Annotated in this window: 24 protein-coding genes; 9 read left to right on the top strand and 15 right to left on the bottom strand. The window is 38.7% G+C overall.

Annotated elements, in window-relative coordinates:
- Positions 1 to 61: 61 nt before the first annotated feature.
- From virB11 to ME1_RS07440, 10 genes are all read right to left on the bottom strand, one after another.
- Positions 62 to 1,129, bottom strand: a complete 1,068-nt coding sequence (gene virB11 / locus ME1_RS07485) for a P-type DNA transfer ATPase VirB11 (RefSeq protein ID WP_004865034.1) — start codon at positions 1,127 to 1,129, stop codon at positions 62 to 64.
- Entirely contained in the window at positions 1,126 to 2,280 is a 1,155-nt protein-coding gene (gene virB10 / locus ME1_RS07480; RefSeq protein WP_004865033.1) for a type IV secretion system protein VirB10, read from the bottom strand. Before virB10 ends, virB11 begins: the two co-directional genes overlap by 4 nt.
- Positions 2,273 to 3,139 carry a P-type conjugative transfer protein VirB9 gene (gene virB9 / locus ME1_RS07475; RefSeq protein ID WP_004865032.1) on the bottom strand — a complete coding sequence of 289 codons (867 nt, stop codon included), beginning with the start codon at positions 3,137 to 3,139 and terminating at the stop codon, positions 2,273 to 2,275. The genes virB10 and virB9 overlap by 8 nt, the downstream gene beginning before the upstream one ends.
- Positions 3,136 to 3,840 (bottom strand): VirB8 family type IV secretion system protein, encoded by a 705-nt coding sequence (locus tag ME1_RS07470; protein WP_196793139.1) that lies wholly within the window; start codon positions 3,838 to 3,840, stop codon positions 3,136 to 3,138. Before ME1_RS07470 ends, virB9 begins: the two co-directional genes overlap by 4 nt.
- Complete coding sequence (locus tag ME1_RS07465; RefSeq protein WP_004865030.1) at positions 3,794 to 4,105, bottom strand: hypothetical protein; 312 nt, start codon at positions 4,103 to 4,105, stop codon at positions 3,794 to 3,796. The genes ME1_RS07470 and ME1_RS07465 overlap by 47 nt, the downstream gene beginning before the upstream one ends.
- A 212-nt stretch (positions 4,106 to 4,317) precedes the next feature.
- Complete coding sequence (locus ME1_RS07460; RefSeq protein WP_035011828.1) at positions 4,318 to 5,292, bottom strand: TrbL/VirB6 family protein; 975 nt, start codon at positions 5,290 to 5,292, stop codon at positions 4,318 to 4,320.
- Positions 5,285 to 5,767 carry a hypothetical protein gene (locus ME1_RS07455; protein ID WP_004865028.1) on the bottom strand — a complete coding sequence of 161 codons (483 nt, stop codon included), beginning with the start codon at positions 5,765 to 5,767 and terminating at the stop codon, positions 5,285 to 5,287. Before ME1_RS07455 ends, ME1_RS07460 begins: the two co-directional genes overlap by 8 nt.
- On the bottom strand, positions 5,764 to 8,109 hold the full coding sequence (locus ME1_RS07450) for a VirB4 family type IV secretion/conjugal transfer ATPase (RefSeq protein ID WP_196793140.1): 2,346 nt from the start codon (positions 8,107 to 8,109) through the stop codon (positions 5,764 to 5,766). Before ME1_RS07450 ends, ME1_RS07455 begins: the two co-directional genes overlap by 4 nt.
- 14 nt (positions 8,110 to 8,123) lie before the next feature.
- Positions 8,124 to 8,435 carry a VirB3 family type IV secretion system protein gene (locus ME1_RS07445; RefSeq protein WP_004865026.1) on the bottom strand — a complete coding sequence of 104 codons (312 nt, stop codon included), beginning with the start codon at positions 8,433 to 8,435 and terminating at the stop codon, positions 8,124 to 8,126.
- A gap of 14 nt (positions 8,436 to 8,449) precedes the next feature.
- Positions 8,450 to 8,764 (bottom strand): TrbC/VirB2 family protein, encoded by a 315-nt coding sequence (locus ME1_RS07440; RefSeq protein ID WP_004865025.1) that lies wholly within the window; start codon positions 8,762 to 8,764, stop codon positions 8,450 to 8,452.
- 303 nt (positions 8,765 to 9,067) lie between these two features.
- On the opposite strand from ME1_RS07440, the gene ME1_RS07435 reads away from it, so the two are divergent.
- Positions 9,068 to 9,847 carry a hypothetical protein gene (locus tag ME1_RS07435; RefSeq protein WP_035011840.1) on the top strand — a complete coding sequence of 260 codons (780 nt, stop codon included), beginning with the start codon at positions 9,068 to 9,070 and terminating at the stop codon, positions 9,845 to 9,847.
- A 573-nt stretch (positions 9,848 to 10,420) separates the two neighbouring features.
- Here the strand turns inward: ME1_RS07435 and ME1_RS07430 are convergent.
- Complete coding sequence (locus ME1_RS07430) at positions 10,421 to 10,801, bottom strand: hypothetical protein (RefSeq protein WP_004865023.1); 381 nt, start codon at positions 10,799 to 10,801, stop codon at positions 10,421 to 10,423.
- A gap of 892 nt (positions 10,802 to 11,693) precedes the next feature.
- Here ME1_RS07430 and ME1_RS07425 point away from each other — a divergent pair.
- The gene (locus ME1_RS07425; RefSeq protein ID WP_004865022.1) at positions 11,694 to 12,539 is read left to right on the top strand and encodes a TIGR01459 family HAD-type hydrolase; all 846 of its coding nucleotides are present in this window, start codon (positions 11,694 to 11,696) and stop codon (positions 12,537 to 12,539) included.
- Positions 12,539 to 13,540 (top strand): bifunctional riboflavin kinase/FAD synthetase, encoded by a 1,002-nt coding sequence (locus ME1_RS07420; protein WP_004865021.1) that lies wholly within the window; start codon positions 12,539 to 12,541, stop codon positions 13,538 to 13,540. The genes ME1_RS07425 and ME1_RS07420 overlap by 1 nt, the downstream gene beginning before the upstream one ends.
- A gap of 226 nt (positions 13,541 to 13,766) precedes the next feature.
- Here the strand turns inward: ME1_RS07420 and ME1_RS07415 are convergent, their stop codons facing one another.
- On the bottom strand, positions 13,767 to 14,120 hold the full coding sequence (locus ME1_RS07415) for a protein tyrosine phosphatase family protein (RefSeq protein WP_004865020.1): 354 nt from the start codon (positions 14,118 to 14,120) through the stop codon (positions 13,767 to 13,769).
- Positions 14,121 to 14,381: 261 nt separating this feature from the next.
- Between ME1_RS07415 and ME1_RS08015 the strand changes: the two genes are divergently transcribed.
- From ME1_RS08015 to ME1_RS07390, 5 genes are all read left to right on the top strand, one after another.
- A complete protein-coding gene (locus ME1_RS08015) occupies positions 14,382 to 14,531 on the top strand; it encodes a hypothetical protein (protein ID WP_155815163.1) in 150 nt (49 codons plus the stop codon).
- Positions 14,532 to 14,735: 204 nt separating this feature from the next.
- Positions 14,736 to 15,365, top strand: coding sequence for a ParA family partition ATPase (parA, locus tag ME1_RS07410; protein WP_004865019.1), 630 nt, complete (start codon positions 14,736 to 14,738; stop codon positions 15,363 to 15,365).
- Positions 15,362 to 15,613: a hypothetical protein gene (locus ME1_RS07405; RefSeq protein WP_004865018.1), complete on the top strand. Its 252-nt coding sequence runs from the start codon at positions 15,362 to 15,364 to the stop codon at positions 15,611 to 15,613. The genes parA and ME1_RS07405 overlap by 4 nt, the downstream gene beginning before the upstream one ends.
- Before the next feature lie 682 nt (positions 15,614 to 16,295).
- Positions 16,296 to 16,586, top strand: a complete 291-nt coding sequence (locus ME1_RS07400) for an EexN family lipoprotein (RefSeq protein ID WP_004865017.1) — start codon at positions 16,296 to 16,298, stop codon at positions 16,584 to 16,586.
- A 1,670-nt stretch (positions 16,587 to 18,256) separates the two neighbouring features.
- Positions 18,257 to 18,661, top strand: a complete 405-nt coding sequence (locus tag ME1_RS07390; RefSeq protein WP_004865015.1) for a hypothetical protein — start codon at positions 18,257 to 18,259, stop codon at positions 18,659 to 18,661.
- 584 nt (positions 18,662 to 19,245) lie between these two features.
- On the opposite strand, the gene ME1_RS07385 is transcribed toward ME1_RS07390, so the two are convergent.
- Both ME1_RS07385 and ME1_RS07380 read right to left on the bottom strand, forming a co-directional pair.
- A complete protein-coding gene (locus ME1_RS07385; RefSeq protein ID WP_004865014.1) occupies positions 19,246 to 22,293 on the bottom strand; it encodes an autotransporter outer membrane beta-barrel domain-containing protein in 3,048 nt (1,015 codons plus the stop codon).
- 134 nt (positions 22,294 to 22,427) lie between these two features.
- A complete protein-coding gene (locus ME1_RS07380) occupies positions 22,428 to 22,943 on the bottom strand; it encodes an autotransporter outer membrane beta-barrel domain-containing protein (RefSeq protein ID WP_004865013.1) in 516 nt (171 codons plus the stop codon).
- Positions 22,944 to 23,156: 213 nt separating this feature from the next.
- Here ME1_RS07380 and ME1_RS07375 point away from each other — a divergent pair, with 213 nt between their 5' ends.
- A complete protein-coding gene (locus tag ME1_RS07375; RefSeq protein ID WP_004865012.1) occupies positions 23,157 to 23,429 on the top strand; it encodes a hypothetical protein in 273 nt (90 codons plus the stop codon).
- A 141-nt stretch (positions 23,430 to 23,570) separates the two neighbouring features.
- Here the strand turns inward: ME1_RS07375 and ME1_RS07370 are convergent.
- On the bottom strand, positions 23,571 to 25,141 hold a 1,571-nt coding region (locus tag ME1_RS07370; protein ID WP_035011825.1), incomplete at its 5' end, for an autotransporter outer membrane beta-barrel domain-containing protein.

Raw genomic sequence — 25,141 nt, 5'->3', positions numbered from 1 at the left:
CTTTAGCGTTTTTCAACAGTTGCTTTAAAAGTTTTTTACAGCAGATGTTTTCTTCCTCGCGTTACCCTCCAAAGATGTTTCGTTGTTTGAACGGATCATAATAGATTTCTGTGACCTTAAATTTTCCTTCAACCCGTTTACATTGGATGATGATATCAATCATTGAGATTAACAGGCCTCGAATATCATCCCGCTCTAAATCACTTCCGCCTTCACTTTCTTTGACCAAAAGGGTCATTTGTTCAAAGGCAGCAAGTGCTGTTGAGGCATGAACTGTTGTAATCGAACCTGGATGGCCTGAATTCACATTGCGGATATAATAAAAGGCTGTCCCATCTCTAAGCTCTTGTAAAAGAATGCGGTCAGGACGCATGCGCAGAGAAGATTCAAGCAATTCTTTGGGGCCAATAGAGGCTAAACCTTGCCCGTCTTTGGAATAGATCATAGAAACATGGTTGGGTTGTGGTACAATCAGTTCTTGTGTATCTTCAATGGTGATAATACGCTCATTATGAGGAATTTTGGCAATGAGTGCCTTTGATAATGTTGTCTTCCCCGAACCGGTTTTTCCCGCAATCAAAATATTTTTTTGGTATTTTACCGCCTGATTTAAAAAGGAGACGAAGTCCTTATTGCAGTAAGCGGTTATTAAGTCATGTTCAACGCTTTTGAGTTCATGAAAACGCGATTTATAATCACTTAAAGATGTGAATGACACCTGTTCACATACAGAAAAAAGCCCCTTTTCTGCGAGATCTTCGAGGGAAAAATTGCGTGATGATGGTTTGCGAATTGTCATACTGATTGTGTCTTTTTCTACCGCTGGAGGAATGACAATTTGAATACGCTCATTCTCTGGTAGAGTAGCGGATAAGATTGGATTTTTATCCGATATATTTTGCTTAGAATAGGAAGCAACAACTTTAGCAATCCCCATAAGCTCATCAAATGAAAGGGCTGGAGCTTCTATTGTTTTCCAACCCTCAATTCCTTCAGTCATCACTTGATAGGGACGATTGATGACAATTTCAAAAAGACTTTCATCCTTCAAAAAAGGGCGGATGGGTTCAAGTTTTGTTAAAACAATTGCTACGGTTTCATCGTTCAATTGGTGTGCGTTTTGGTTCATTTCAACGTCACCGTAGGGTTTTTATAAAAGTTTCTTGAAAGGGCGCGATGGACAATCTGTTTTTTGTTTTCAATGACTTTCAATTTATAAACACTGGAAAAATCTAAATCACGGGCAACAAAAACATTCACCATTTCCCCTTGATTTTTGGTCAAGGTGGGAGGAATATTGGCGTAGTTTTCTGTGATAATATTGGCAATATTTTTTCCTGAAGAGACTGTTTCAGAATCTTTCTTCTCTTCTTGGCCTTGTAATAAGCGGTTTCTTGCATAGTTTGTTCCATCTTTGACAATCGATACAAGAAGCGCAGATCCAATGCGTTCCAACCAATGATTGTCAATATCTCCATCCATACCAGAACGCCCTAAGGAATCTGTAGCCGGTGAAGCTAATGCGATAATGACACCACTTGGTGTTTTGGCTCTATTCCAGAGCACAAAGAGGCGATTTTGCCCTTTTTTCAAACCGGCGCGATATTCACCAACAATCTGTGTGCCTTTATCAAGAAGAACAACGCGGCCATTGTCTGACAAGATATCTCTAGAGATAATACAACTGGTAAATCCTTGTTGGTCACTGCTGATTGCCGTTTCTAAAATACAGGGAATGGAAGCACCCATTGCGATGATGTAGTTGCGATTGCCAAGTGTTGAGGCGCGAATACCCGCAAGGGTTGTTGGCTTGAGAAGATTGTTAAAGTGTTGTGCTGTTTCATCAGGCTTGTTTTCAAGTTGATTCAACAACAAGTCATTATTTGTTAGGGCTTTGTCTTGCTGTGTATTCGCATAAGCTAACACAGGAGCACGTTGTGCCGCTTCTAGAAGTTTATCATCGGATGCTACTTGATTTATTGTCGGCGTTGGTAGTTCAACCTTTGGCAATGGAGTATCATTTGGGCTGGTTGGTTGAAGAGGTAGAGGCTTTGGTTCTGCTGGGCGAAAAAGTTCTGTTTGCTTAATAACCCCTTCTTTGGGACCTTCAACAGGTTGCTTTTTGTCTGTGGCAAGCGTTGAATAGGCTAAATAAAGACAGACACTGAAAAGAATAACAAGAGTTACTGCCTTGCCTATATTGCTATGTTGGTTTTTACCTCGAGCGTCTTTTATTGTATCGCGATCATTGATGCCTTTTTCATCCATTGCGTCATTCATGGCTGTTTCCTATGTGCACTTTACGTTGTACAGATGGTGATGTTGTCCCAGTTTCAGGGTTGATCCCTTCCGGCACGAACCTTGTATTGAAGATACAAAGTACGTCATTGCCACGGCGCAGAGTAAATTGCGCAGCTGTCGCATGAACAATGACTTTGTTGCCTTTAATCGATTTTGGAACGAGAGATTCTTGTCCATCACGCGATACAAGATAAATGGCAGGAATTTCGCTATTTCCCAAAAATGTGAAAGTTGTTGTTTTTCCGTTGTCATAGACAGAGCTTGGTTCAATGAGGTGGGAACCTTGTGCTTCATAAGCCCAATTGCGCGGTCCAAAATCTTCATGGGTATTTAAAACATCATTGACAAAATCTTCCTCGCGCTGTTCGGCTTTTGCTGCTTCGGCTAGTTTTTTACGCAAGGCTTCATCTTCTGGATAGCGAAACTTTACTAGGAAATAAGTATCATTTCCCGCTGAAACATCGCCTTCACGCACTTGGAGTTCAAACTGATAAGAACGTTTTGTTCCGTCTTGGCGGCTTGTGACAATTTGTAAATTGGTGACGGGTTGCACTTCGCGCGGTTTTAGAAAAACAAAGTGACCAGCTGGTGCAACTTGCCAAGCAACGGAATTGCCAATTCCCACATAGGTCACTTCTTCATCATCGGCAAATTCAAGTTGGACCGAAGAACGAATAGAACCAATGATTTGTGTGACATTGTATGGATCATAATTGACAAATCGAATGCGATTGTCTTTGCGCGCACTCACGGGTGCTGTCTCCGCAAATAAGGAGGCTGTATAGCAGTTTATTGCGATGGCGAAAGCTAAAAAGATTATTTTTGGAAATTGGCTCATTGTATCACCTCTGGATCGGTTCTATATTCCGATACTTGAAAGCCAAGGGGATTGATTAAGCGATCTGTCGTGGAAATCTGCGCATTAATGTACGAAAAGTTTAAGATCGAAACCCAATGGGAAATATTTTCTTTACCATTCAGTTCTCTAAGCGTTTTGTAGTAACGCACTTGAATAAGATCTTTGCTTAAAAAGGAAATTGATTTGATTGTGACCGTAACAATCATATTTTGGTAGATGTTTTGTGGACTTTCTGGATTGTTTCCCGCATACCATGTTGCAAAACGGTTTTGTTCTGCTGGGGAAGATAAAAGAGAGACTAGGCTGAAATTGTTTTCTGCTTCGGATGCTTGGAATCCTTCGCGTGCACGGACATATTTAGCTGCAAAATAACGTGTTATTGCTTCGTCATAGTTGTTGGGAGAGTCTTTTAGTGCACTTACCGTATCAACAATGCCTGTTGAATTATCAACACGAATAACAAAAGGTTCTACAGTTTTTAAGGGTGTTAATGCTGCTACAGCCAAAGCTAAGGCGATCGTCATTAATCCAAAAAGCACTGTGAGAGCTATGGCAATTTTCATCCGCACCCGCATACCATGCATGCGATCAATATCAAATGAGCGTGCTTCTTTTATATATTCTTTGAGTGCTTCATTGTTCACGCGCAACCTCCACAGTTTGATCAAAGAGCGGTTCATGTTTTATGGGATTAAATGAAGCTGTATTCGGTGTGATATCCGCTGTTGCTTTTTCACTTTCCAAGGTATTAAGGATGATAGGTGTGGTAACAGACTTGACGATTTTTTCTTGCTGTGTGCTTTTATTGTCCCAATCCCACTTATCTCTATTTAAAGCGCGGGTGTGTTTCCCATTACAGCGTGGAGGTTTTTTAGGACCACTCAGAGAAGCACAGCCGCTAAGGGCAATGGTTAAGATTAGAAAAAAAGTTATTTTTCGTTTCATTTCTTAAACTCGTAAATATTTGGCAAGACAACGCATGGACGCTCTGACGCTCTTACTCTGAACATTCTCACAAAAGCATGCGCTGAAAAGTTTTTGTTGGTTTTGTGCAACTAAGGTTAGAGTTTTTACGCAATATGCGTGGCGTGCGCGCGCTTCGATACGCGCGCAAGGTAAAAATAAAATTTTTTGTTCTTTTTAAAAAGTGTCTCACGTTAAAATCGACCACGGCCTTGAACTCCCGTTCTTGCGGTTTTGGCTGCTGCACTTGCTACATTTGCTGCACCAGAGAGTTTTGAAGCAGCACTTTTAGCAGCATTCCCACCAGCTTTCGCTCCACCGGAAAGCATTGTGATAATCTGACCACCTGACGACATCCCAGCGTTAAAGTATGGGCCTCCAGAAGCAAGTGCAGAGGCAATACCAGGAAGTGCGCGGAAGAGAATGGCACCTATTATCGAGATGACAACGACAGGGGGAAAAAGAATATAGATGGAAGCATAGGATCCACTGAGAACGTGCACAATAATTTTGCACATAATCGTTCCCAACATGATCACCAGAACTTGCAAAATGGTAAAATTAACGAGCGTTGTAATCCATGCATCGGTAAATTTTCGGGTTGCATTGAATAAATACAAACTAATAAAGAGTGGCCCGAGACCTATAATCATCACAAGTGCAACTTTTGCAAACATTTGGACAATGAAACCGCCTATACAAAAGACAATAACAGCGCAAATCATTAAAAAGCCAAGAATGCCAACCAAAATTTTCTCGAGGAACCACGCTTTAGCTAAGACTTCTTGATAACGAGAAGCTGCTTGTAACAAAATATAATCAAAGACATTAGAGCCAGTCTTATTGTCGTTGAATGCATTGCCAATGGCGTTTGCTAAATTATCGAAAAAAATATCTTTAACATAGATATTAAATGTATTTGCATTCGTTGCCATTGTCGTTACAATGACAATTTTAACCACATTGTTGAGAAGACTATGCGTGGAAAGGGCAACACGACCCGTCATGACATTATAGCCATAGAGAAAGATGAAAATGATCGAGGCAAGATTCAGCGGTGCTGAAATAGCAGCAGACAAATTATCCACGGTCATGTCCATTGCCTGGTTGAGTGGTTTTAAAATATATCCAGAAACACTTTCAAAGGGGGCAGAACTAAAATCAGTCATTAAGCGTTCCAAGTAATGATGGGACATTAGATTTCCCAAGTTGTTCTTTTAATTTTTTTGCAATTTCTTCGTGCTCCTTTTTTATCTGTTCTTCACGGACTTCGTCTTGTGTTTTGCTATCTTTTGCTTGAATCATGTTCAAGGATTGGAGTTTTAAAGAGTCCGCTTGAAGTTGTGCCTGAAGCATAGTTAATTCTATTTGAAGAGTTTGCAATTTTTCTGGATCAGGTTTTTCTTTTTCTTTTTCTTGTGTAAGTTTATTATTTATTTCCTGAATTTTTTTTGTAGTTTTCGTTGCATGATCAAGAATAGTTCCGGCTGTTTCTGATCTGACAGTGTTTAATTTTTGTGTGCTCTCTAATGCTTGTTTATAATATTCATCAGCATCTACAGTATCTACAGCATCTACAGTTTCTGCCATTGCATGAGAGATAAAAGACAAAGATAACAATGTGACGAGGCTATATTTTTTCATTGATTTTCTCTCCTTTGATAAAAGATGGGCAGCCACGTATCGGGGTCTGTTCCATATTCGTTGATAATTTGGTTCATGAGTTCAATATTCTTGGTGGTGCCGCTTAAGACGGCGATCTCATCGTCCATTCCACGTAAGTTAAGTTCTGTAACAACAGAATTTTGTCCTTGTTTGATAAGAAAACGACGGGATTCTCTGCTTAATTCCGATTGTATCAGTTCAAATTCTCGTTCAGTTAGTTTGAAATCTTCAACATAATCGTTGTAATTTGCTTTTTGATTTGGAAAAAATATTTGGGTAGGGCATTGCTCAATAATCGTATGTGCGATTGTTGAGTTTAAAGCATCTTTCGGACTTTGTGTTGCGAACAGCATCATGCCATTTTGTTTCCGGATTGTTTTGAGACGGTCTTGCGCAAACGCTTTGAATGAATCGTCTTCCAACGCTTTCCAGAATTCATCAATGACAATAATAATGCGCCGTCCATCAATCAGATCAAGAATGCGGTGAAAAAGATACATCATCAAGGGACGCCGAATTTCTTCATTGTCTAAGAAATCGGTCATGTCATAACCAATAAATTGTGCGTCTAAATTAAGATCATCTTGATCATTATCAAAAACCCAGCCTAAGGCATTGCCTTTAATCCAAGGTTGTAGGCGTATGGCAATCCCCTCTTTTGATGTGTTATCAAAAAACAGTTGAAGAGCGCCAAGAGAGCGTTGTGCAAGGGGCAAACTTTCTAAGGAATCAATGGCTTTGGCAATATCTTGTCGCTCTTGTTCTGTCACACTTTGCCCTTCAGTTGTAACAAGCTTCAAGACCCAATTACGAAGAAAGACTTTATTTTTTTCAGTGTATTCCATGCCTTTTAAAGGAGAAATGCCAGTAGGGGATCCATTTTTTAAAGGTTTATATTTTCCACCTCCAGCCCGCACAAAAATCTCTGCGCCCTGATCTTTGTCGAAAAAGACCATGGTGGGATTGTGTTTTTGTAATTGGGCGAGAAGAAAATTAACAATGACCGTTTTACCAGATCCCGATGGACCACAAACGAAGGTGTTGCCAAGGTCACCATAATGAAAATTAAAATAATAGGGGGAACTGGCTTGCGTTTTTAACAATGCGACAGCAGATCCCCAAACATTGCCTTCACGTTTACCAATCGGAAAGGAATGGAAGGGCGATAAAGCTGCAAAATTTCTACTGGTAATGGCTCCAGAACGTGCACGATAGCTAAAATTTCCGGGCAATTGTGCCCACCATGCCGCTTCCAATCCTAAATCTTCTCTGGCAATTACTGCACCACCATTGGTTAAAAGCGAACGGGCTTTTGAAAGATTGTCAGATAATATTTTAGGATGATCGGCAAAAACAGCGAGAGAGAGATGATGCTCACCTAAAACAAAACGATTTGACTCTAAGTCATCAAGTGCTTCATCAAGGGCATCAATTTGTGAGCTAGCACGATCTGCTGCATTAATCATTTGATTTTGTTTGCGGCTCATAATGGTACCGGCTGCCGCTTTACTCTTAAAGACAAAGGATTGTGTTAATATGAATTCGAATGGTGCTGTAAGCAATTCATCGGTCATACCAGGACGTGTTTTAGAGGGATATTCTTTCCACCCAAATATGCCAACAAAGCGCTCATTACTTTCATGGCGAATTTCGATAATTTCTCTCCCAAAAATCACACGATCTGAGTAAATCGTTGAGGCAATGGTCCCAAATGTGAGAGGGATACGTTCACGTCTTCCTCCCACCAGCTGGTGTAGAAATTCACTTTGTTCAGAAAATAAAATGCCCTCATGTTCATAAATTGACAAAAGGCGTGCGCCGTAAATTTCCAAACCTTGTATAAAATCTTGACTTAATTCTTCGATTTTACGAATGGCTTCCTCATCCGGTTCAGATTGTGTTTTCTTCGCTTTGCTCAAGCGCTGGAAAAATGAAGACAATTGTTCTGTCTTATCTGATGCCGGATTCCAGAGCAGTGAAACAAACAGATCATTTCTATAAAGCTCTTGCGAAACCATTTTCTTTTTGTATTTTTCATCTAATGTTGCTGCAAAAGATGAAAGAAAGTGACCTTTTGGATAGATCGTTTCGCGACGACGAATGATGTGAGAATACAAAGCAACACGTTCGTCGGCAATATTTTTTAAGAGCGTGTTTAATTGATTATGTAAGGAATTTAATTGATCAATATCTACAGTGTCAAAATTTACCCCCTCAACAGCGATCACTGTCATTAAACAACGCGAATTTAATGCAATGACATACTGGTTAACATGGCGTATATAGGGAATATAGTCTTCAACAAAAGTTTCCCGTTTCATGATTGACGTCTGTTTCACTGCATGAGTTCCTTATAAGTACGGATAAGGCGCAAGGGGGAAGTCGATCCTCCTCCCCATCTTTTAAGGTTTTTTTGTTTCCCTCGGGTATTCAACCAAGAAAATAATACGCGAAATTGGTTGTGGTCATATTTTGTTACTTCACGCAAAACAAAATGCATTCCAAAACCTAGACCCATCATGGAAAAACTACTCGTCAAAATGAAGAGAATAGTTGTCGCCATGATATTGAGAGCCATCGCTTCCATTGTGACACCTGCAAACATAGCGGGGCGTGTACAGGCAAGGAAAAGAGTATCTTCGTTCATTTCTGTTGTACCTGTTAATTGGTTATGCCCGTTAATTGACCAACGAGAGCGGGCGCCCCAAAAACAATCCCAATGCCGAGAATACAATAAGCTGCTTTACGCAAATCAATAAAGCCGTACATCCAACCAATGCCCACAGCAGCAACACATATAATGGCAATAAGCTTTGCTGTTTTTCCCGTCATCATCGTAACAATAGCATCTAAAACACCCTCAAGTTTTCCTAGACCGCTCGCAGTAGCGGCATAAGCAGGATTTGTTACAACGAGCGCTGTTAAGAGCACCATAATGGCGATAAACACTATGTTCTTGGATATATTGTTTGTCATTTTGCCTCTCTTTAAAAGAATTCTTTATCTACAGACTTCCATCTCTTCCGAAGAGCCTCATTATTTTACGGCTGACAACCTCAATCACTTCGCTCCTCCTTTCTAAAAGCTTTGAAAGTGGTTCCTACACACTCTCAACATGCTTTTCTTAAGAGATATTTTCATCTTAAGATTGTTCTACATAAAAATGGCAATTTTAAGTTGCATATCTTGGCATAGTTAATTTGCAACAGGCCTTCTTTAAAATTTCTCATTCAAGAATGAAGAAGGTTATTGGTAAAAGTATGAAAGGGCAGAGAAATGATGAATTTTTTGAGCGAGTATATTAAGCGCGTGCGCTTTCAATTCATCGTTGTTGTTTACATTATCGGTTCTCTATTATGGGGGATAAATCAATATAAAGATAAAGTAGATTTGAGCATTCTCAAAATATTTACAATGTCAGATATTACTGGGTCAGATATTACTGGTCCAGTAATATCTGGGCAAGATATTGTTGATGCGCATTTGGAAGAAAAAAAACCGATGGAAGCTCTCAACAAGCAGCATTTAACAAAAAGTGAACCGGCTCTTCATTTGCAAAAGAATGTTCTACTAAACAATGGGGCTGTTTTTCAGGGTAAGGTGTTGGTTACCAGTGGTGTTACATTTAAGTTGTTCACTCCTGTTGCACAGTCTTGGCGTAAACATATCACGCGTATTGTTCACTTATATGGTGTGGATACTTGTGCACCGCGTCAAAAAGCAAAATTGAACGATCAAGAATGGCCTTGTGGTGCAGTTACAACAGCTTGGCTGGTCACTAAAACACTTGGTCAGAATTTATCCTGTAAGCAGGCTCTTATGCACAATAGTATTTCTTATGCACAATGTTTTATCGAAGGAGTTGATCTCGCTGAAGTAGGTCTTGCAGAGGGTATGTTTGTGCTTTCAAAAGAGAATAAGAATCCCCTTCCTATACAGTATCGTATTGCTGAAGAAACAGCACGCAATAACAAAATTGGACTTTGGTCGAGTGAATTCACCGAACCTTCACAATGGAGGCGGGACAATGGATCTTACAATCCCTTTGCTAACTTTTGATTAGATTTATGAAGATATTACCCTGATATTTGTCTCGAGAATTTTATAAAGCGAATTGAAATGAATCAAAGGGCAAATAGAAAGAAGGTATGTGAATTTTTATCTCTGTTTTTCAGAGAGGTAAACGGATTGCATATCCCTTTCAAGATATTTCCATTCTCAAAACAACTTTGCGTTTAGAATTATTTCTAGGGCTATTGTTGAAACAAAGAGCCATTGTTGACACAAATCTATGAGGAAAACCAGTCTATTCAGCTGTGGAGAACAAGAGGATCGTGTTTTTAAAATGATCACATCCCCATAGTTGGGGGGATACAAGAAAGAAGATTGTTCAGAATATCCGCTTATAGATTGTTGTGTCCGGTAAAACATGGCAATTTATTTTACGTAGACTGTAATCTCACCAATTTGATTTCTCACAAGAGTGGAGAAAAAAGGGTGTTCATAATCCACTTGATCCTTAAAGATTATGAGAAAATCAAGAAAGCAAGTGAAATGTCAACATGGCTAACCGCTTTTTAGTTAACCGTGTTATGCATAAGCTCTGTGGAGATGGGCACTCTCTTGCGAACATTACTCAAAGAGCGTCAGGTCAATATCAGGTGGTGCTAAATGCAGTAAGAGTCTGTCATAAAAAAAACTGAGAAACATAGCGCCAAAACCTAGAATGGTCCATATAATTGATAAGATTGTGAACGCTATTTTAGCTTCTAATACTTTAAACTCTGGGGGAAAGAATGCTAAGTAAACTATAAGGCCCCAAAATAGCATGAAAAAACTTATTTTTTTTATGATTCTTAATATGCCTTTAACCAGACCACGAATATCCAACAGAAAAATGAAGAGCCCGTATTTCAATACTCCATATTTTTGAGTGCGCGTAGTGGGTAGGGTTTCTTGTGCTTCATTTGAAATTTTTTCTTCATTATCACGATGAGCAATTAAGTCACCCATTCGTTCCCCCCCCCTCATTCCTCAACGCAATGTGCATAGTTTTTTGATATGAAAGCACGTTTTCAACTATATAACAAAAACAAAACATGCAACTGTTATTTTTTAGTGAAGGAGTACAATGAAGAGCAGGGGATGCTTTATTTGCGTTCTTTTTCTTTAGCAGATTACACAAACTTACAATTTGCAAGCCAAAAAGTAAAACGAAGATTGTAATTTCACCAATTTGATTTCTCACAAGAGTGGAGAAGAAAAAAGGGCGTTCATAATCCACTTGATTTTTAAAGATTATGAAAAAACTAAGAAAGCAAACGAGGCCTCAACTCTTTAAAATACAAAGAAAGATTTGTGCTTTAAACATTTTTGGCTATTTCATAAGAATATCATGAAACCTAAAATATGAAATGCTTTCCATGCAATCTATAGCATGCTTTTAGGCTTTAAAGCCCACGCATTGTATAAGCAATGACGTATTATAAGCAATGACATATATTGTCTGTTCGGTGTGCGCTTAAGTGTGTTTGCACTTAGAGATGTGGAACTTTTTCTTTTGAACAGTTTTTTCATTCCAATATTTCTTTGTTCATTTTTAAAAACTCGCGTGTTTCAGAGAAGAAACTGTATCAATAGAATAATTTTTAGAATTCAAGTTTTTACTCAAAGAAAGAGTGTAGTAGAACTATAGTCTTTTATGCTGAGAAATTTTAAGAATTTTGCATCATTTAACGATAAGTTCTTTATTTTATCATTTCTCATGATCTATAGATGCGATGCAAAGTTTAATGTGGGAAAAATACAGTGTTGAGAAAGCAGATGACAGAAGAATAGTTTTTCGATAAGTCGTTTTTAAGTAAAAGACAGTTTGATAAATGACAAACGTATAAGCAGGTGCGACATGAACGAACTTACCCATATTGATACTATTATAGCGCGTTACGATGCTGTTTTTTGCGATGTTTGGGGTGTTGTGCACAATGGTGTGCACGCATTTGAACCAGCATTGAAAGTGTTGCACAAAATTCGACAGATGGGAAAAAATGTCATTCTTTTGACCAATTCACCTCGACGGTGGGAAGATGTTGTTGCTCAATTGCAAAGCATGAATGTTCATAGCGATTATTATGATGCCATTATTACTTCAGGAGATGTGACACGCGATCTTATTCGTGCTGCACCACGTAAAATTTTTTTTATTGGTCAACAACGCGATGCGGTGTTATTTGAAGGATTAGACTGTGAACTCGTTGAAGAATGGGAAGCTTCTGCTGTGGTTTGCAGTGGCTTTCTTGAGGATCTTGAGGAAGAACCTTCTGCTTATGAGGAGATGCTTCATCGTATGCGTGCGCGGAATTTGCCTTTCATTTGTGCCAATCCTGATGTGATTGTCCATTATGGAAATCAGGAATTTTGGTGCGCTGGTGCATTGGCACGTCTTTATCAACAATTGGGAGGGGAGGTACGTATTGCCGGAAAACCCCATGCGCCCATTTATGAATGTGCCTTTGAAAAACTTCAAAAAATACGTGGAACAATGAAAAAAAGTCAGATTTTAGCTATTGGCGACGGTCTTTTGACCGATGTTAAAGGTGCTGTCCATTTTGGTCTTGATGTGCTTTATATCATGGGCGGTATTCACCGTTATGACTATATGCAAAACGGTATGGTGGATAAACAGGCTTTGCACTCTTTTATTGAACGTCATGGCTATCAGCCACAAGCAATTATGTGGGCTCTTCAGTAATGTCTGATTTTTTGCGTCTTCAGGGGACAAATATGTTTCCTTTGGCTTGGCGGGGAGCCGTATTGGCACTTGGAAATTTTGATGGTGTTCATTGTGGACATCAGGTCGTGCTCCAAAAAGCGCTTGATTTGGCGCGTGTAAAAAATAAACCCGCTGTTGTTTTAACCTTTGAACCGCATCCAAGGAGTTTTTTTTGCCCTTCTGCTCCCGTTGATCGTTTGACAGAAGCTCATGAAAAAGCTGAAATTTTTAAAATCCTTGGCTTTAATGGGGTGATTGAACAACCGTTTGATGCAGATTTTTCTGCTCTTTTAGCAGATGAATTTATTCATGTGATTTTAAAACAAGCCTTTGATGTTTCGGTCGTGGTAACGGGCGAAAATTTTCAATTTGGTCATCAGAAAAGTGGAAATTCACACCTTCTTTGTCAAAGGGGAAAAAAATACGGATTTGAGGTTGTGCAAATTCCTTGCATCTCTAGCAGACAAGATCAACAACAGTTGATTATTTCCTCTAGCGCTATTCGTAACCTGCTTTCACAAGGTCAGGTGGAAATGGCAGCCCATTTGTTAGGCTATCATTATCGGGTGCGCTCCAATATTGTTGAGGGTGAAAAACTTGGCCGCCTTTTGGGCTTTCCTACCGCTAATCAGATCTTACCTCCTCAAGCCGGTTTGGCGCATGGTGTTTATGCGGTACGATTGCGTCGTGCTAATGGTGTTTTGTATGACGGAGTTGCAAGCTTTGGTTGTCGCCCAACAGTTGTGAAAAATGGCGCGCCGCTTCTGGAAACTTATTTGTTTGATTTTAACGGTGACCTTTATGGAGAAAGCTGCACTGTTTCTTTCGTAAAGTTCTTGCGAGGGCAAGAGAAATTTGATGGACTTGAAGCTTTGATTGCACAAATGCAACGTGATGAAAAAGCAGCAAAAGAAATTTTAGCGGCAGTACAACCATGTTCGCAGTTAGACAAGATACTGACTTTTAAAAATACGCTCTAAGTTTATCTGAAAAGGATAGGAGAGCAGCAAAAGTGGCACTTAAACTGACTGTGATTAAAAAAATATACTCTAAGACATCATGGAATATATGCATTTTTCGTTGTTGGGAGGGAGAATCAAATATCTGATGATCGGATTTAAGCATTGTCTTTTTCGTAAGCTTATAAAATTAAAATGGCTTTATCATTCAAAAAATACTGCTTATTTCTTTATGATCCGTTAAGACTCATGATGAGAGACAGGCTAAACGATAAAGATGTATGGAACGTGTTCCATGGCGGCAATAGGCGAGAAGAGGTGTAGAGTCCGTCTTTAAGATTGTTTTCATGGTTTCAATCTCTGATTTTTTTATGGTCGGTGGCACGATAGGAATATGATAGGCTTTTATACCATATTGGTGTGCTGCTGCTTTAATGATGGAAAAATCAGGTTGATTGGGGTCTTCTTGATCGGGGCGATTACAAATAATCGTTTTAAAACCAGCTTGTACTAATGTTTTAATGTTTTCAATAGTGATTTGGGCGCTGATAAAAATATCAGGGGCAATTTGCTGTAAGTTTTCAATTTCTTGCAAATTCATCTTTGTTTATCTCCGATCAGGTATTTTCATGATGTTCTCATGTTTGATTTCCAAAAGGGCATGATGAGGATGAGATTTTTTGAGTCAATACTTAACAGAAATGCTGCTGCTGTCGAGAAAAATAGACCTCGCTAGAAAAAATGACTTAAGTTTGCAAGACATCTCTATCTTTAAGAATATATTCATTGCTTTTATGATGGATCTTTTGTTCTGATTATGGTGTTGACCTGTTGCATAATCCTCTTTGAGGAGGACTGTTTTTTGGGAAAAATGGATTTTTCTGATGCTCTTGTTGAAACAAAAGAAGGGGCGCTAAAGTTTTTTTCAACTTTTTGGGATTGTGCTATAGCAGCTAGGTTTTCCATGAACGGTATTTTTGAACAATGCGGTGCCGTGGATTTAAAACTATAGATTCTCAAGCAAATATTCTCTTTTTCTTTTTGATCAATAGGAGTGGTATGGAAAAGGGTAAGAGTGCTGTAAATTTTTGGTATATGGCTGTCGCTTTTATAGCTGCAAAAGAGAAGAGGGGAATGTTTTAAATGTGCCAGATACTTGCCTGCTTTGTTACTTTCTGTATAATCGTGAAAACGTTAAAGCTGAAAGGCGTAAATAATGATCATTGGACTCTTGAATCAAAAGGGTGGGGTTGGAAAAACTACGTTAAGCGTGAATCTTGCGGCTAGTTTTGCACGAGCTGGAGCACGTGTATTGCTTATTGATGGTGATCCACAAGGGAGTGCATTGGATTGGGCGGCTGCTCGTGAAGATGCCCCTTTGTTTTCAGTAGTCGGTTTGCCGCGTGCAACGATTCACAAGGAGATTACACAGATTGGTCATACTTATGATCATATTGTTATCGATGGTCCTCCACGTGTAACTGATCTTGCTCGTAGTGCTCTTATGGCTTCAGATTTTGTGCTTATTCCGGTGCAGCCTAGTCCATATGATATTTGGGCGGCTGATGGAATTGTAAAGCTTATTGATGAAGCACGCGTCTATAAAGAAAATCTGAAATCTGCTTTTGTTATTAATCGTAGGATAGTCAACACAGCGATAGGGCGTGATGTGGGCGAAGCCCTTGGAGGGTATCCAGTGCATGTCCTTTCTTCTAGCGTTGCGCAGCGTGTGATTTTTGCAGAAGCCGTGGCACAGGGAAAGGCCGTTTATGAAGTCGATAAGCAAGGACCCGCAGCAGCAGAGATTGAAGCTGTTGCAGCGGAAGTCAAGGAGTTAGCAAAATGAACGAAATAATTAAGACTGGGAATAAAAAAATTAAGATTGGCACAAAACCAACCAATCAATCAATTCCTTTAACAGCTGATGCATGGGTAGAAAGCCGCAAAGGAAGCATGGAGGAAGGTATGAAACGTCTCACTATTGATGTGCCGGAAAGTCTGCATCGTTCGATCAAGATGAGTTGTGCAAGTCGTGGAACAAAAATAGCAGACGAGGTGCGTGAATTGCTTTCACAGAAATACGGAAAAATGTAAAAAATGATATACGATAATACGTTTCTTTTGCTTTGATTGATCTTTCTCCTTTGATTTGCAAGATTTATTTCATTACGTGAGACAAATTGCCCTGTTTTACAGGGTTCAATATTATACAATTGGATATGAATCGTGTTCTTCTCCAGCATTTCTCTAAAGTTGTTATACTTTTTTAAAGGAGCACGGCTTGTTCGTTGTATAGCACCTGAACAGGTAGACCGATTTGCTTTATAGAATTTTGTTGATAAGGATCTTAAGTAAGAGATTATTTTTGTTTATTTCACTCTAAAAAAAGAAAATATTGCAATTAAACACTAGCGCGTATGTTTTTTTTCAGCTATGTAGCGGATTTATTCTATGAAATTGAATAAAATATAGGGGGGAATTTCCGTGCTAAAAATAAGCAATCCGTTTATGGGAAGCCTATTTTCCAAAATTTATTCTCTCACAAAGCCATTATAATAGCATCACTCTTAGCGCTAGACTTATTGTTTCTGGTGGTGAAGAAACTATAGCTGGAATTGAAGAAAGATGGAAAATTATGCGCCAAGCAGGGGGAAATCCATAAAATTCATTTTCAAAATTGTAAAAACACTGAACAAGTTCTTAGGGAACTTTTAATGAGGTACTCAAAACAGTACTCAAATTTTTTAAATCTGAAAAACAGAAGGGGAAATTATTTATGAAAAAAGCCGTTATAACAGCATTGCTTCTTTGTACTGGAATTGTTGCTGCTGGTTGCGAAAAAACCTATAGCGTAGCAGAATTTAAAAAAGATAAAAAATTGATGGAAGAATGGGGGAAAAAATGTGAGAAGATGGGACTATCTTCTCTAGAGACATCCAAAAATTGTCAAAACGTTGTGCAAGCCGATATGGAACTTTTTCAAGAACATTATAAAAATCTTGCAAAAGAACTTCGTGAAAATATTAAAAAGGATGATGAAGCTCAGAAACAACAAAAGAATAATTAAATTATAAAAAAATATTTATGTATGGTAACTTTCTTCTTTGTACCGGTCTTATTAGTTTTGGTAGCGGAGAACTGTAGAGAAAAAGAATTTAAGAAAGATAAAAAATTACGCCTCGAATGGGAAAAGAAGTGTTACTTAGGTGGGACATCTATGCATACATCTCAAAATTGTGAGAATGCAGTAAGAGCGGGGAGACAGCTTCTTTTGGGAGGTTAAAAGACTCTTGTTTAAGATCTCTTAAGTTAGAAAAAGTACAGGAAAGCAGTGCATAAACAAAAGCAATTGTGACAATCGTATTTTTTGCTCTCTTTCAAGAAAGAGTAAATTTGGGCTTGAACACAAAGAACGTTTATTTCAATAAATGGAAAACCTCCTACTTTTGCGGAGGTTTTCTTTCTTTGAGATGTAAGAGGATAGTTCTTATACAAGAAAACCGCTTTGCATTTGAAATATCAGTACAAGCTCCTTACACGCATACACCTCATTAAAAGTCAACAAAGTTTAGGAGAGTGTTCTGCTCTTTAAACAAGAGTGGAAGATGATAAAAGTCTTCTTATGTTTTATAAGCATTTGAGGTGTTCTAGCACCGTGAGGCGTGAAACAATGTTTCTTTGTTGTGTATTCATTTGTTTTTTTATGTGCTGGTTTCGTGTGGCAAAAACTCTTTTATACAAGCTTTGTGAGTGATGTTGCACCGTAACGAGATCAGCTAAAGCTGCTTTTTATGAAGAAAAGATCAAATATGATCAGTAAAAGAGAAGAACAACAATATAGTTTCATCTTAAGTGTCGAGAATAAATGGAGAGTTCACAGCAGAATCTTTATTTTGCAAAGGGAATCTATGCTTTTTCTTTTAGGTATTAAGTGAGTGTACAGCAGTGGTGTACATAAGCACGCAATGTGTTATTGAGCGAAATGATTTACAAGAAAGAGCATTGTAAATAAAATACTGAAAGTGTCAGTATAGGGCTATTTTAAGGGGGTGTTGGGGTTAAAAGATTATAAAATGGTGCGTTTTAGAAACTCTTGAAAGGGTTAAGAAAATCCTATATAGTCACTTACAGCAAAGAAAAGCGAATGATAATTAAAAAAGGGTAATCATTGATTATTGTAAGTTATCTTTTTGATATTATCGCATGGTTATGTTCAGAAGGTGTTTTTCTTGCATTTTGTGCAAGATGCTGTGGGTATGAGTAGCACAGCACGTAAAAATTAAATCTTTGCTGGGCAAATGTGTGCTAATTTTATGTAAAAATAAAAAGCATAACACCTCAGCAAAGTCAAAGACTATGGAGGATAAAATATTGAAATTTTCAAATATCTCATTTCATTATATACACCAAATTTTGTCTATATTAAGGCATTGTCGTTGTTCATCAAAAAAAGGTGCAATAAATTTAGAGACTTCTGATATTCACCAATTTGGTTGAGGATGTGCAGTGTTTTAACAAATTGATATCGTGCTAATGGTGGTTTTGGAGCAAAGAAAAAACATTTCGTAGAATGCGTTGAAAATTGAAGTGGTATGCGCTTTTAAGGATTATCGTGCTTTTTGTCGGAGAAATTTTGCACAATGAACTCAATTGAGTGTATCAGCGTTAAAGAAAAGCTGTTTAATCTCCCTTATTTGTGAGCAAGATTGAACAATATGATTGAAGGGGAATATAAGAATGTCTGTAGTGCAATATGGTGATGATAGTTTTGCATCAAGAGCAAACGTCTTTGATAATAATCTTATTGATCGTGATTGGGCGATGACAAAATTTGTAGCTGCTGTTAAAGGATTGGCACAAGTGGTCGATTATGAAAGCAATATGCTAGAGAGCAGTAGTGTTCCAGATTATGAAGAAATAAATTTATGTAAAATACGTGGCTTGCGTGACCTTAATAAAGCTATAAGCGATATAAAACGCTACATGAATGAAGATATTGAGAATGAGGTTGAAAGCTTGTTGTCGGATTTGCAGGAAAAATTACATCGTAATAGCGAATTGCTTCAAACGCATTTGGATGCAGTCAACGATCTTTCGCAATCTATGCAGGGGGGTGCTGCTCGTACAAAAGAAACCCCTTGATCGAGTTTTAATCAATTCCATAGATTTAGGGTGGTTAAAATAATGATGTGATGTATGCTTTTGTTAAGCAGGTGTATGTTTTAATCTTTATTAGGTATTTTACATTCGGTTTCTTTTATTTTCACAATAATTGATGCAATTGGGAATTGATGTATTTTGGGATTGGTCCAATATAAAAAACCTATTCTTTACTCTCTTTCCTAGTACTCAATGTTGGGGAAGCACTTGCGTTTAGACAATTCATAAGAAGCATTTTTACTCTTTTTTATAATTCTTATTCACACGCTATTTCCGATTGTAACGCGCAAGCTGGATGGTGTGTTGATTGATTTAACATAAACATGATTGAAAGGAGAGAATCTTACAGTGTTTTGGATTCTCATTCAACAGATAAAACAATAAATTATCACTGTAAATCAATATCTTGTCTATTGAAAGAATGATTTTACAGAGAGAGTGTGTAATTTCATTTTTGTTGTTTGAGGATTTCCCCCTGATTTTTATAAGATTTTTTTGAAAAAGAGAATTTAATCAAAAAAAAGCAGCACAGTGTGCTGCCTTTTTTAAATTAACACTCGTTTTGTTTAAAAACGATAACTTATTCCACCAGAAAAATTGGTTCCAGAGACACCAGCTTTTTGGAGTTTATGCCGATAGCTAATATCACCATGGAGTGCAATATTTTGGGAGAGGGTGGCATTCACACCAATACCTCCTTCAATTGCAGAGCCGGTAGGATCAAGATAGAATGTGTCAGCAATTTTTATCGTTTCAGCATCAGCAAAAGCTTTGAGTATGTTCAACTTGCCATAAACGGAAAAAGCATTGGCTTCTTCTTCGCTGGTGAGAGTTTGTGTCAAACGTCCACCCATACGGAGCAACCATTGACGTGGATTGCCCATATCAACTTTTAAACCATTGGCATCTGACAGGACATCGAAGATAAGATTTTGATAAATGAATTGCGCTTGTGGCTCAAACATTAGCCCCTTTGTACCGGTTGTTATTTTTTGACCAACGGTAGCAGATATGTTTAATGTTTCAGTACCATCCAATTTCGCAGCATTTCCCACAAGAGCTGTGGTAATATTTCCTTTTAGTGTTCCGTAGGAAAGAAGTGCATTTACATAGAGACCATTGCTGTGTTGGATGCCGCTATAAGCCGTGAGTGACCATTTATCCAGTGTTGTCTTTTCAGAATCTTCCATATCCTTTGGAGTAAAGGCAAGTTTTCCGTATGTTCCTAAAAGTCCAAAATGCGTACTGATATCTTCACCTTCTAGTGTGGCCAATACTACACCGAGTTGCAGCCCAGTATAGTTTACATCAGCACCATAGCCATAGTGTAGGGGATCACGGTTGGAAGATAAGGTTACTTTTTCACCATAGGAGGACAAGAAGATGCCGTTCTTTTTATTCTTCTCTTCTTCAAACACTGCTGTACGCATATTATCTAACAGCACATTTTGATTATTTACATCAGCAAATCCAGCAGAAAACAACGCATTGGGCATGACCAAATAATTTGCTACCTGTGGTAAAAGTGCCCTCACTTTCTTATCCTTATCAAGGTAGGCATTCTGCAATCGGAAATCCCAGAAATTCCGATCATTCTTCCCCAAAAGATTTTGGTTCTCATGAGACGTTCCTGGTGCATAGGCAGTGAGTACGTACTTATAAGGCAAACCATCCATCGTCATATAGTCCCCCGCTAACTTAAAGGAGTTTTCATCCGCTTTCCCCGAAACTTGAATGAGTGAAACCCCATGCGTCTCTAAAGGAAGAGAAACCATGTGTTCTCCCCAAGCAGAACTGCTCTCGGTTATTTTTTTCTCCTTTTTCAAAAGGTTAATATGAACCATGGTATTCCCCTCAACATCACCATGAATTATAACGCGATCAGTTTTTTGTTCTGCTATTGGAGAAGAATTACTCCATTCAGAGTTCAAATAAATCTCTGGAACACCTTTTGCACTATAAACTACTGGTGCATTGGAATCTTCATCTCCTTGTTGCGGGAGAGAACCTATCAACAAAGTCTGGTATTTTCCCTCTGTTGGCTTTTCAAACACAACCATACTGTCTGTGAGCTTGAGTGTAGAAAGGTTAGAGTGTGACTTTCTATCACTGCCAAACTGTGCATAATCAGCAGGCTCTTTATCATCATTCATCGCGTTTTTATTCGCTTTTAAAAGCCATTTTGAGCCGTTTGTGAGATCAAAAACTATTTTGCTCTCTTCTGATATTCTTACCCGCCCTTCTAAAAGAGAATGATTTGCCGTTAACAGAAGGGAAGTGGCAGTTTCACTTTTTAGTAAAACATCAGCACGAATTTCTGAATTTTTGAGGTCGATTTCGTTGTTTATGTGTGTCCCATAAACACCAATGCCAATGCCATTTTCAACGGAAAGCTTCGTATTATCCAATATTATTCTGTTCGCAATGTTTTGCTCTTTTGGGGCAGCATCAGCTTTTCCTTCAACATTGCGTATATCTTGGTTTTCTAACACGTAAGAGAGAGTATCTTTGAGAACGATACCATTAGCTTTATAAAGTCCCGTAACATATACGGTCGAATCTTTAAGCTTTATTGTACCATCGCTGCTTACCAAACCAGCTGTTTCTGCTGTCGCAACAATATTGGAAGCATCAATAGTTCCCCCATCTGTTGTACTCAGTGCAACAAAATCTGCTGTAACTGTTCCTCCTCGTATTTCAGCTACTGAATTTTCCCCCGTTACATAGACAGCAAAATATTTATCATAAACGTTAACATCACGCAGAGTTACAGTTTCACCATCTTCAACCACAATACCAGATCGTTTATCCTCACCTTGTACTGGTTTTTCAAGCTCAGGTTTTTTAGGCATTTCCTGTGCAGATATCGGTTTCTCGGGTGCTGGTTTTGCAGATTCTGGCTGTGCAAGCACTGGTTCTTCAGGTCTTGATTGTGGAGGCATAGAAGGACTTGGTGGTTTCTCTCCAGTGACAGGACCTGTGGAAGAAGAAGAGGCACCTTGGCGTCTTCTAGATTTCGCTGGTCCTGCCTCTGCAGTTTCTCTCTCATTTCCTGAGAGTACAGGATTTTCAGGTGGATAGTGTTCTACATTTTCTCTGGAGTTAGATTCAGTATTTGAACTTTCTGTACCTATCCGAGCAAATTGAAGCTCTGGTCCAGTGCTAGGAGCCCTATCAGTTTCTGTATTTTTAGGTGAGGTTTCTTCTTTATGATCTTGAGGTGAAATCCTTCCACGCCCTCTAGAAGAAACTGCGGATGGTTCAGAGTTTGTAAGCGTTTCAGATGTGTTTGGTAAAGTTGGAGGATTTGTTGTTTCTCCTCCATATGTAGATATTGTACTGTGCCCTAATTCTGCTGGTCCATTCCTTGAAGTTCCGGTTCCTGTAGGGTTAGGTATTACAGTAGTTGTAATAGTAACTGCAGGTTTTGTCATTGAAGGTGTTGTGATTGGATATCCATCCACTTCAGATGGAGTGATTGAGCTATTAGAAGGAGAGTATGTAGAAAGATATCTTACAATTGATGGTGAAGTCGTTACAGAGAGGGCATAGGTTAGGCTGGAAGAGCAAAAAAGAATTCCAGAAAGTGTGCAGAGCAAGAAGCTTTTTTTCATGAGATATATTCCTAAATATCTGCTCCCCCCTCTCTTAAAAAAATAAATTTTTTAACTCATTATGTTTCTTTTTTAAATTACAAAAAGAAACATATGTAGCGCTGTCTATATTTCAAGATGTGAATTAAATTATTTTAAAAACGGTAGCGCATTCCCGCGGAAACGTTCATTCCAGAGAGTTCAGCTTTTCTGAGTTTATGTTGATAACTAACATCACCATGAAGCGCAATTTTTTGTGATAAGTGTGCATGAACGCCAAAACCACCTTCAATTGCAGTTCCCATAGAAGCAAATTGGAAACTCTTACCCATTTCTATGGCACTCTTATGACCAAAAGTCTCGACAACGTATAATTTGCTGTAGAAGGAAACAGCATGACCTTTGTTTTGTGTTAAACGACCACCAATACGCTGCATTCCTTGATGAAGATTGCTCATATTAGTTTTGAAGCTATCGGTATCTGGGAGGATGCCAAGCATGATATATTGATAGGAAAGTTGTGCTTGGGGTTCAAGGATGAGCCCTTCAAAATTGAGGGGTAATTTCTGACCAACGGTGGCAGAGGCACTTACTGTTTTTGGGTTATTGTTAGTATTTCTTATGAGAGTGGTGCTGATATTTTCTTTGAAAATTCCGTAAGAGAGGAACATATTTGCGTATATTCCACTATCATGTTGGACGTTTCCATATGCTGTGAGTGACCATTTATCGAATACTCTTTTGGTTCAAACATTGTTATATGCATATTGTCTAATACTATGTTTTGATTGTTTATATCAGAAAATCCAACAGCAAAAAGATAGTAAAAAGCTTGCCATTTGTGGCATGAGCATTTTGGTTTTTTCTTCAGGATTAATAGGGGCATGAGAGAGAGTTACATTTTTTTATTATCCGTAAGTTTAGATGGTTTTTTACTATCAGCGGAAGTTTGGCTCGTCGTATCAATTTTTGAGGGTAAATTTACCTGTGCTTCTGGTGATGTGTTAGGGGTTACTTTTGGTGTAGAGGAAGTGGTGTTCTCTACACGTTTAACATTAGGATTGGGTTGTCCATTACTGCTCCAAGCTTTTTTACTGCTTTTCTTTTTTATTGATAAAAGAGGCAAGAAAGTTTTGATGAAGAAATTCAGATTTTAACATGTAAAGCTAGTGCAATGCGCCACCTTTACATTGAAAGTGTCTGTTATACCTTACATTTTTTGTAATTCAGAAAAGCTAAGCGGCGCTGTTTGTTTTTCAGCGCCGCTTATATGTTTTAAAAATAGAAATCAAAGATTTTTAAAAACTATAACGAATTCCACCGGAAACATTTATTCCAGAGAGTCCAGCTCTTTGGAGTTTTTGTTGATAACTCACATCGCCATGAAGAGCGATATTTTGAGACAATTGTGCATTCACACCAAATCCACCTTCAATGGAAGATTCTGTAGAATCTAGATGGAAAGTATCACCAATTTGTATTTTGCCCTTATCCCCAAAAGCTTTCATGACATTCAGTTTCCCATAGAGCGAGAGAGCATAGTCTTTGTCAGCAGGTATTAGCATTTGTGTTAAACGTCCACCGACACGTCCTAACCATTGATGAGGATTGCCCATATTCACCTCAAAGCCGTCGACATCTGAGAAACTACCAAGCATGAGACGTTGATAAACAAGCTGTGCTTGTGGTTCAAAGACCAGTCCTTCAACACCGGTTGCCAATCTCTGTCCAATGGTAGCAGATGCGCCCCATGTTTTTGTATGATCTATGTTTGCAGTGTTTCCAATGAGAGCTGTGGTAATATTTCCCTTCAGAGCTCCATAGGAGAAGAGTGCATTGACATATATGCCACTGTCATGGTGGAGGCTCCCATAGGCGGCAAGGGAAAATTTATCCAGTGTACTTTCTTTAGAGCCTTCCATATCCTTTGGAGTAAAGCCAAGTTTTCCATATGTGCCCAAAAGACCAAAATTTGTAACGATATCTTGCTCTTCTATTGCTGCTAATGTTACGCCTGTTTGCAAGGCAGCATAGCGAATATTAGCTCCATAACCATATTGCAATGGCTTGCGGCTAGAAGAGAATGTGCTCTTTTTGCCATAAGAAGAGAAGAAGATACCTTTATTTTTACTCATTTCTAGTTCGACTGCTGATGTTCGCATATTGTCTAACAATATATTTTGATTGTTCACATCAGCGAACCCAGCGGAGAAGAGAGCGCTAGGCATGACCAAATAGTTTGCCACTTGTGGTACGAGAGCCCTGATTTTTGCTTCAGGATCAAGGGTAGCACTCTGCAAACGGAAATCCCAAAAATTCTCATTTTCTCCTAAGAGGTTTTGTGCGCTATTTGCCTTTCCACGGCTTGCTGTTGGTCCATAGGCATTTAGCGTATATTTGTAAGGCATGCCCCCCATTGTAGTGTAGCCATTTGCAAGTTTGAAGGAACTTTCTTCTGCTTTACCAGAAACTTGAACGAGCGAGAGTCCACGTGTGTTTAAGGGAATGGAACCTTCAGTTTGTGTATTTCGACTGTTTAAAAGGCTGTTAAAATGGATTGTTGTCGTGCCTGATACATTACCATGAACGAGAAGACGGTCAGTTTTTTGATCAGCAGTTTCTTCTCCATCACTCCATTTGCTATTCAAATGGATCTCTGCCTTTCCTGTTGCAGTGTAGACTGCTGCCCCATTAGATCCCCCATTAGAACCTTGATTTTCCAGCGGTTGAGGCTCTTCAGCTTTTGGTTGTTTTCCTACATGCAAGGTTTGATAACGGTATTGGGTGAGCGCATTGGGTTCATGAAATATGATAGAACTATCATTAAGGTTCAGTACTGAAATACTGGATTGCGCGCGTTGATTAATGC

Source organism: Bartonella vinsonii subsp. arupensis OK-94-513, assembly GCF_000278235.1.
Taxonomy (GTDB): domain Bacteria; phylum Pseudomonadota; class Alphaproteobacteria; order Rhizobiales; family Rhizobiaceae; genus Bartonella; species Bartonella arupensis.
Note: the sequence above shows the minus strand (reverse complement) of the source record. Positions and strands in the feature narration are given on the sequence as shown.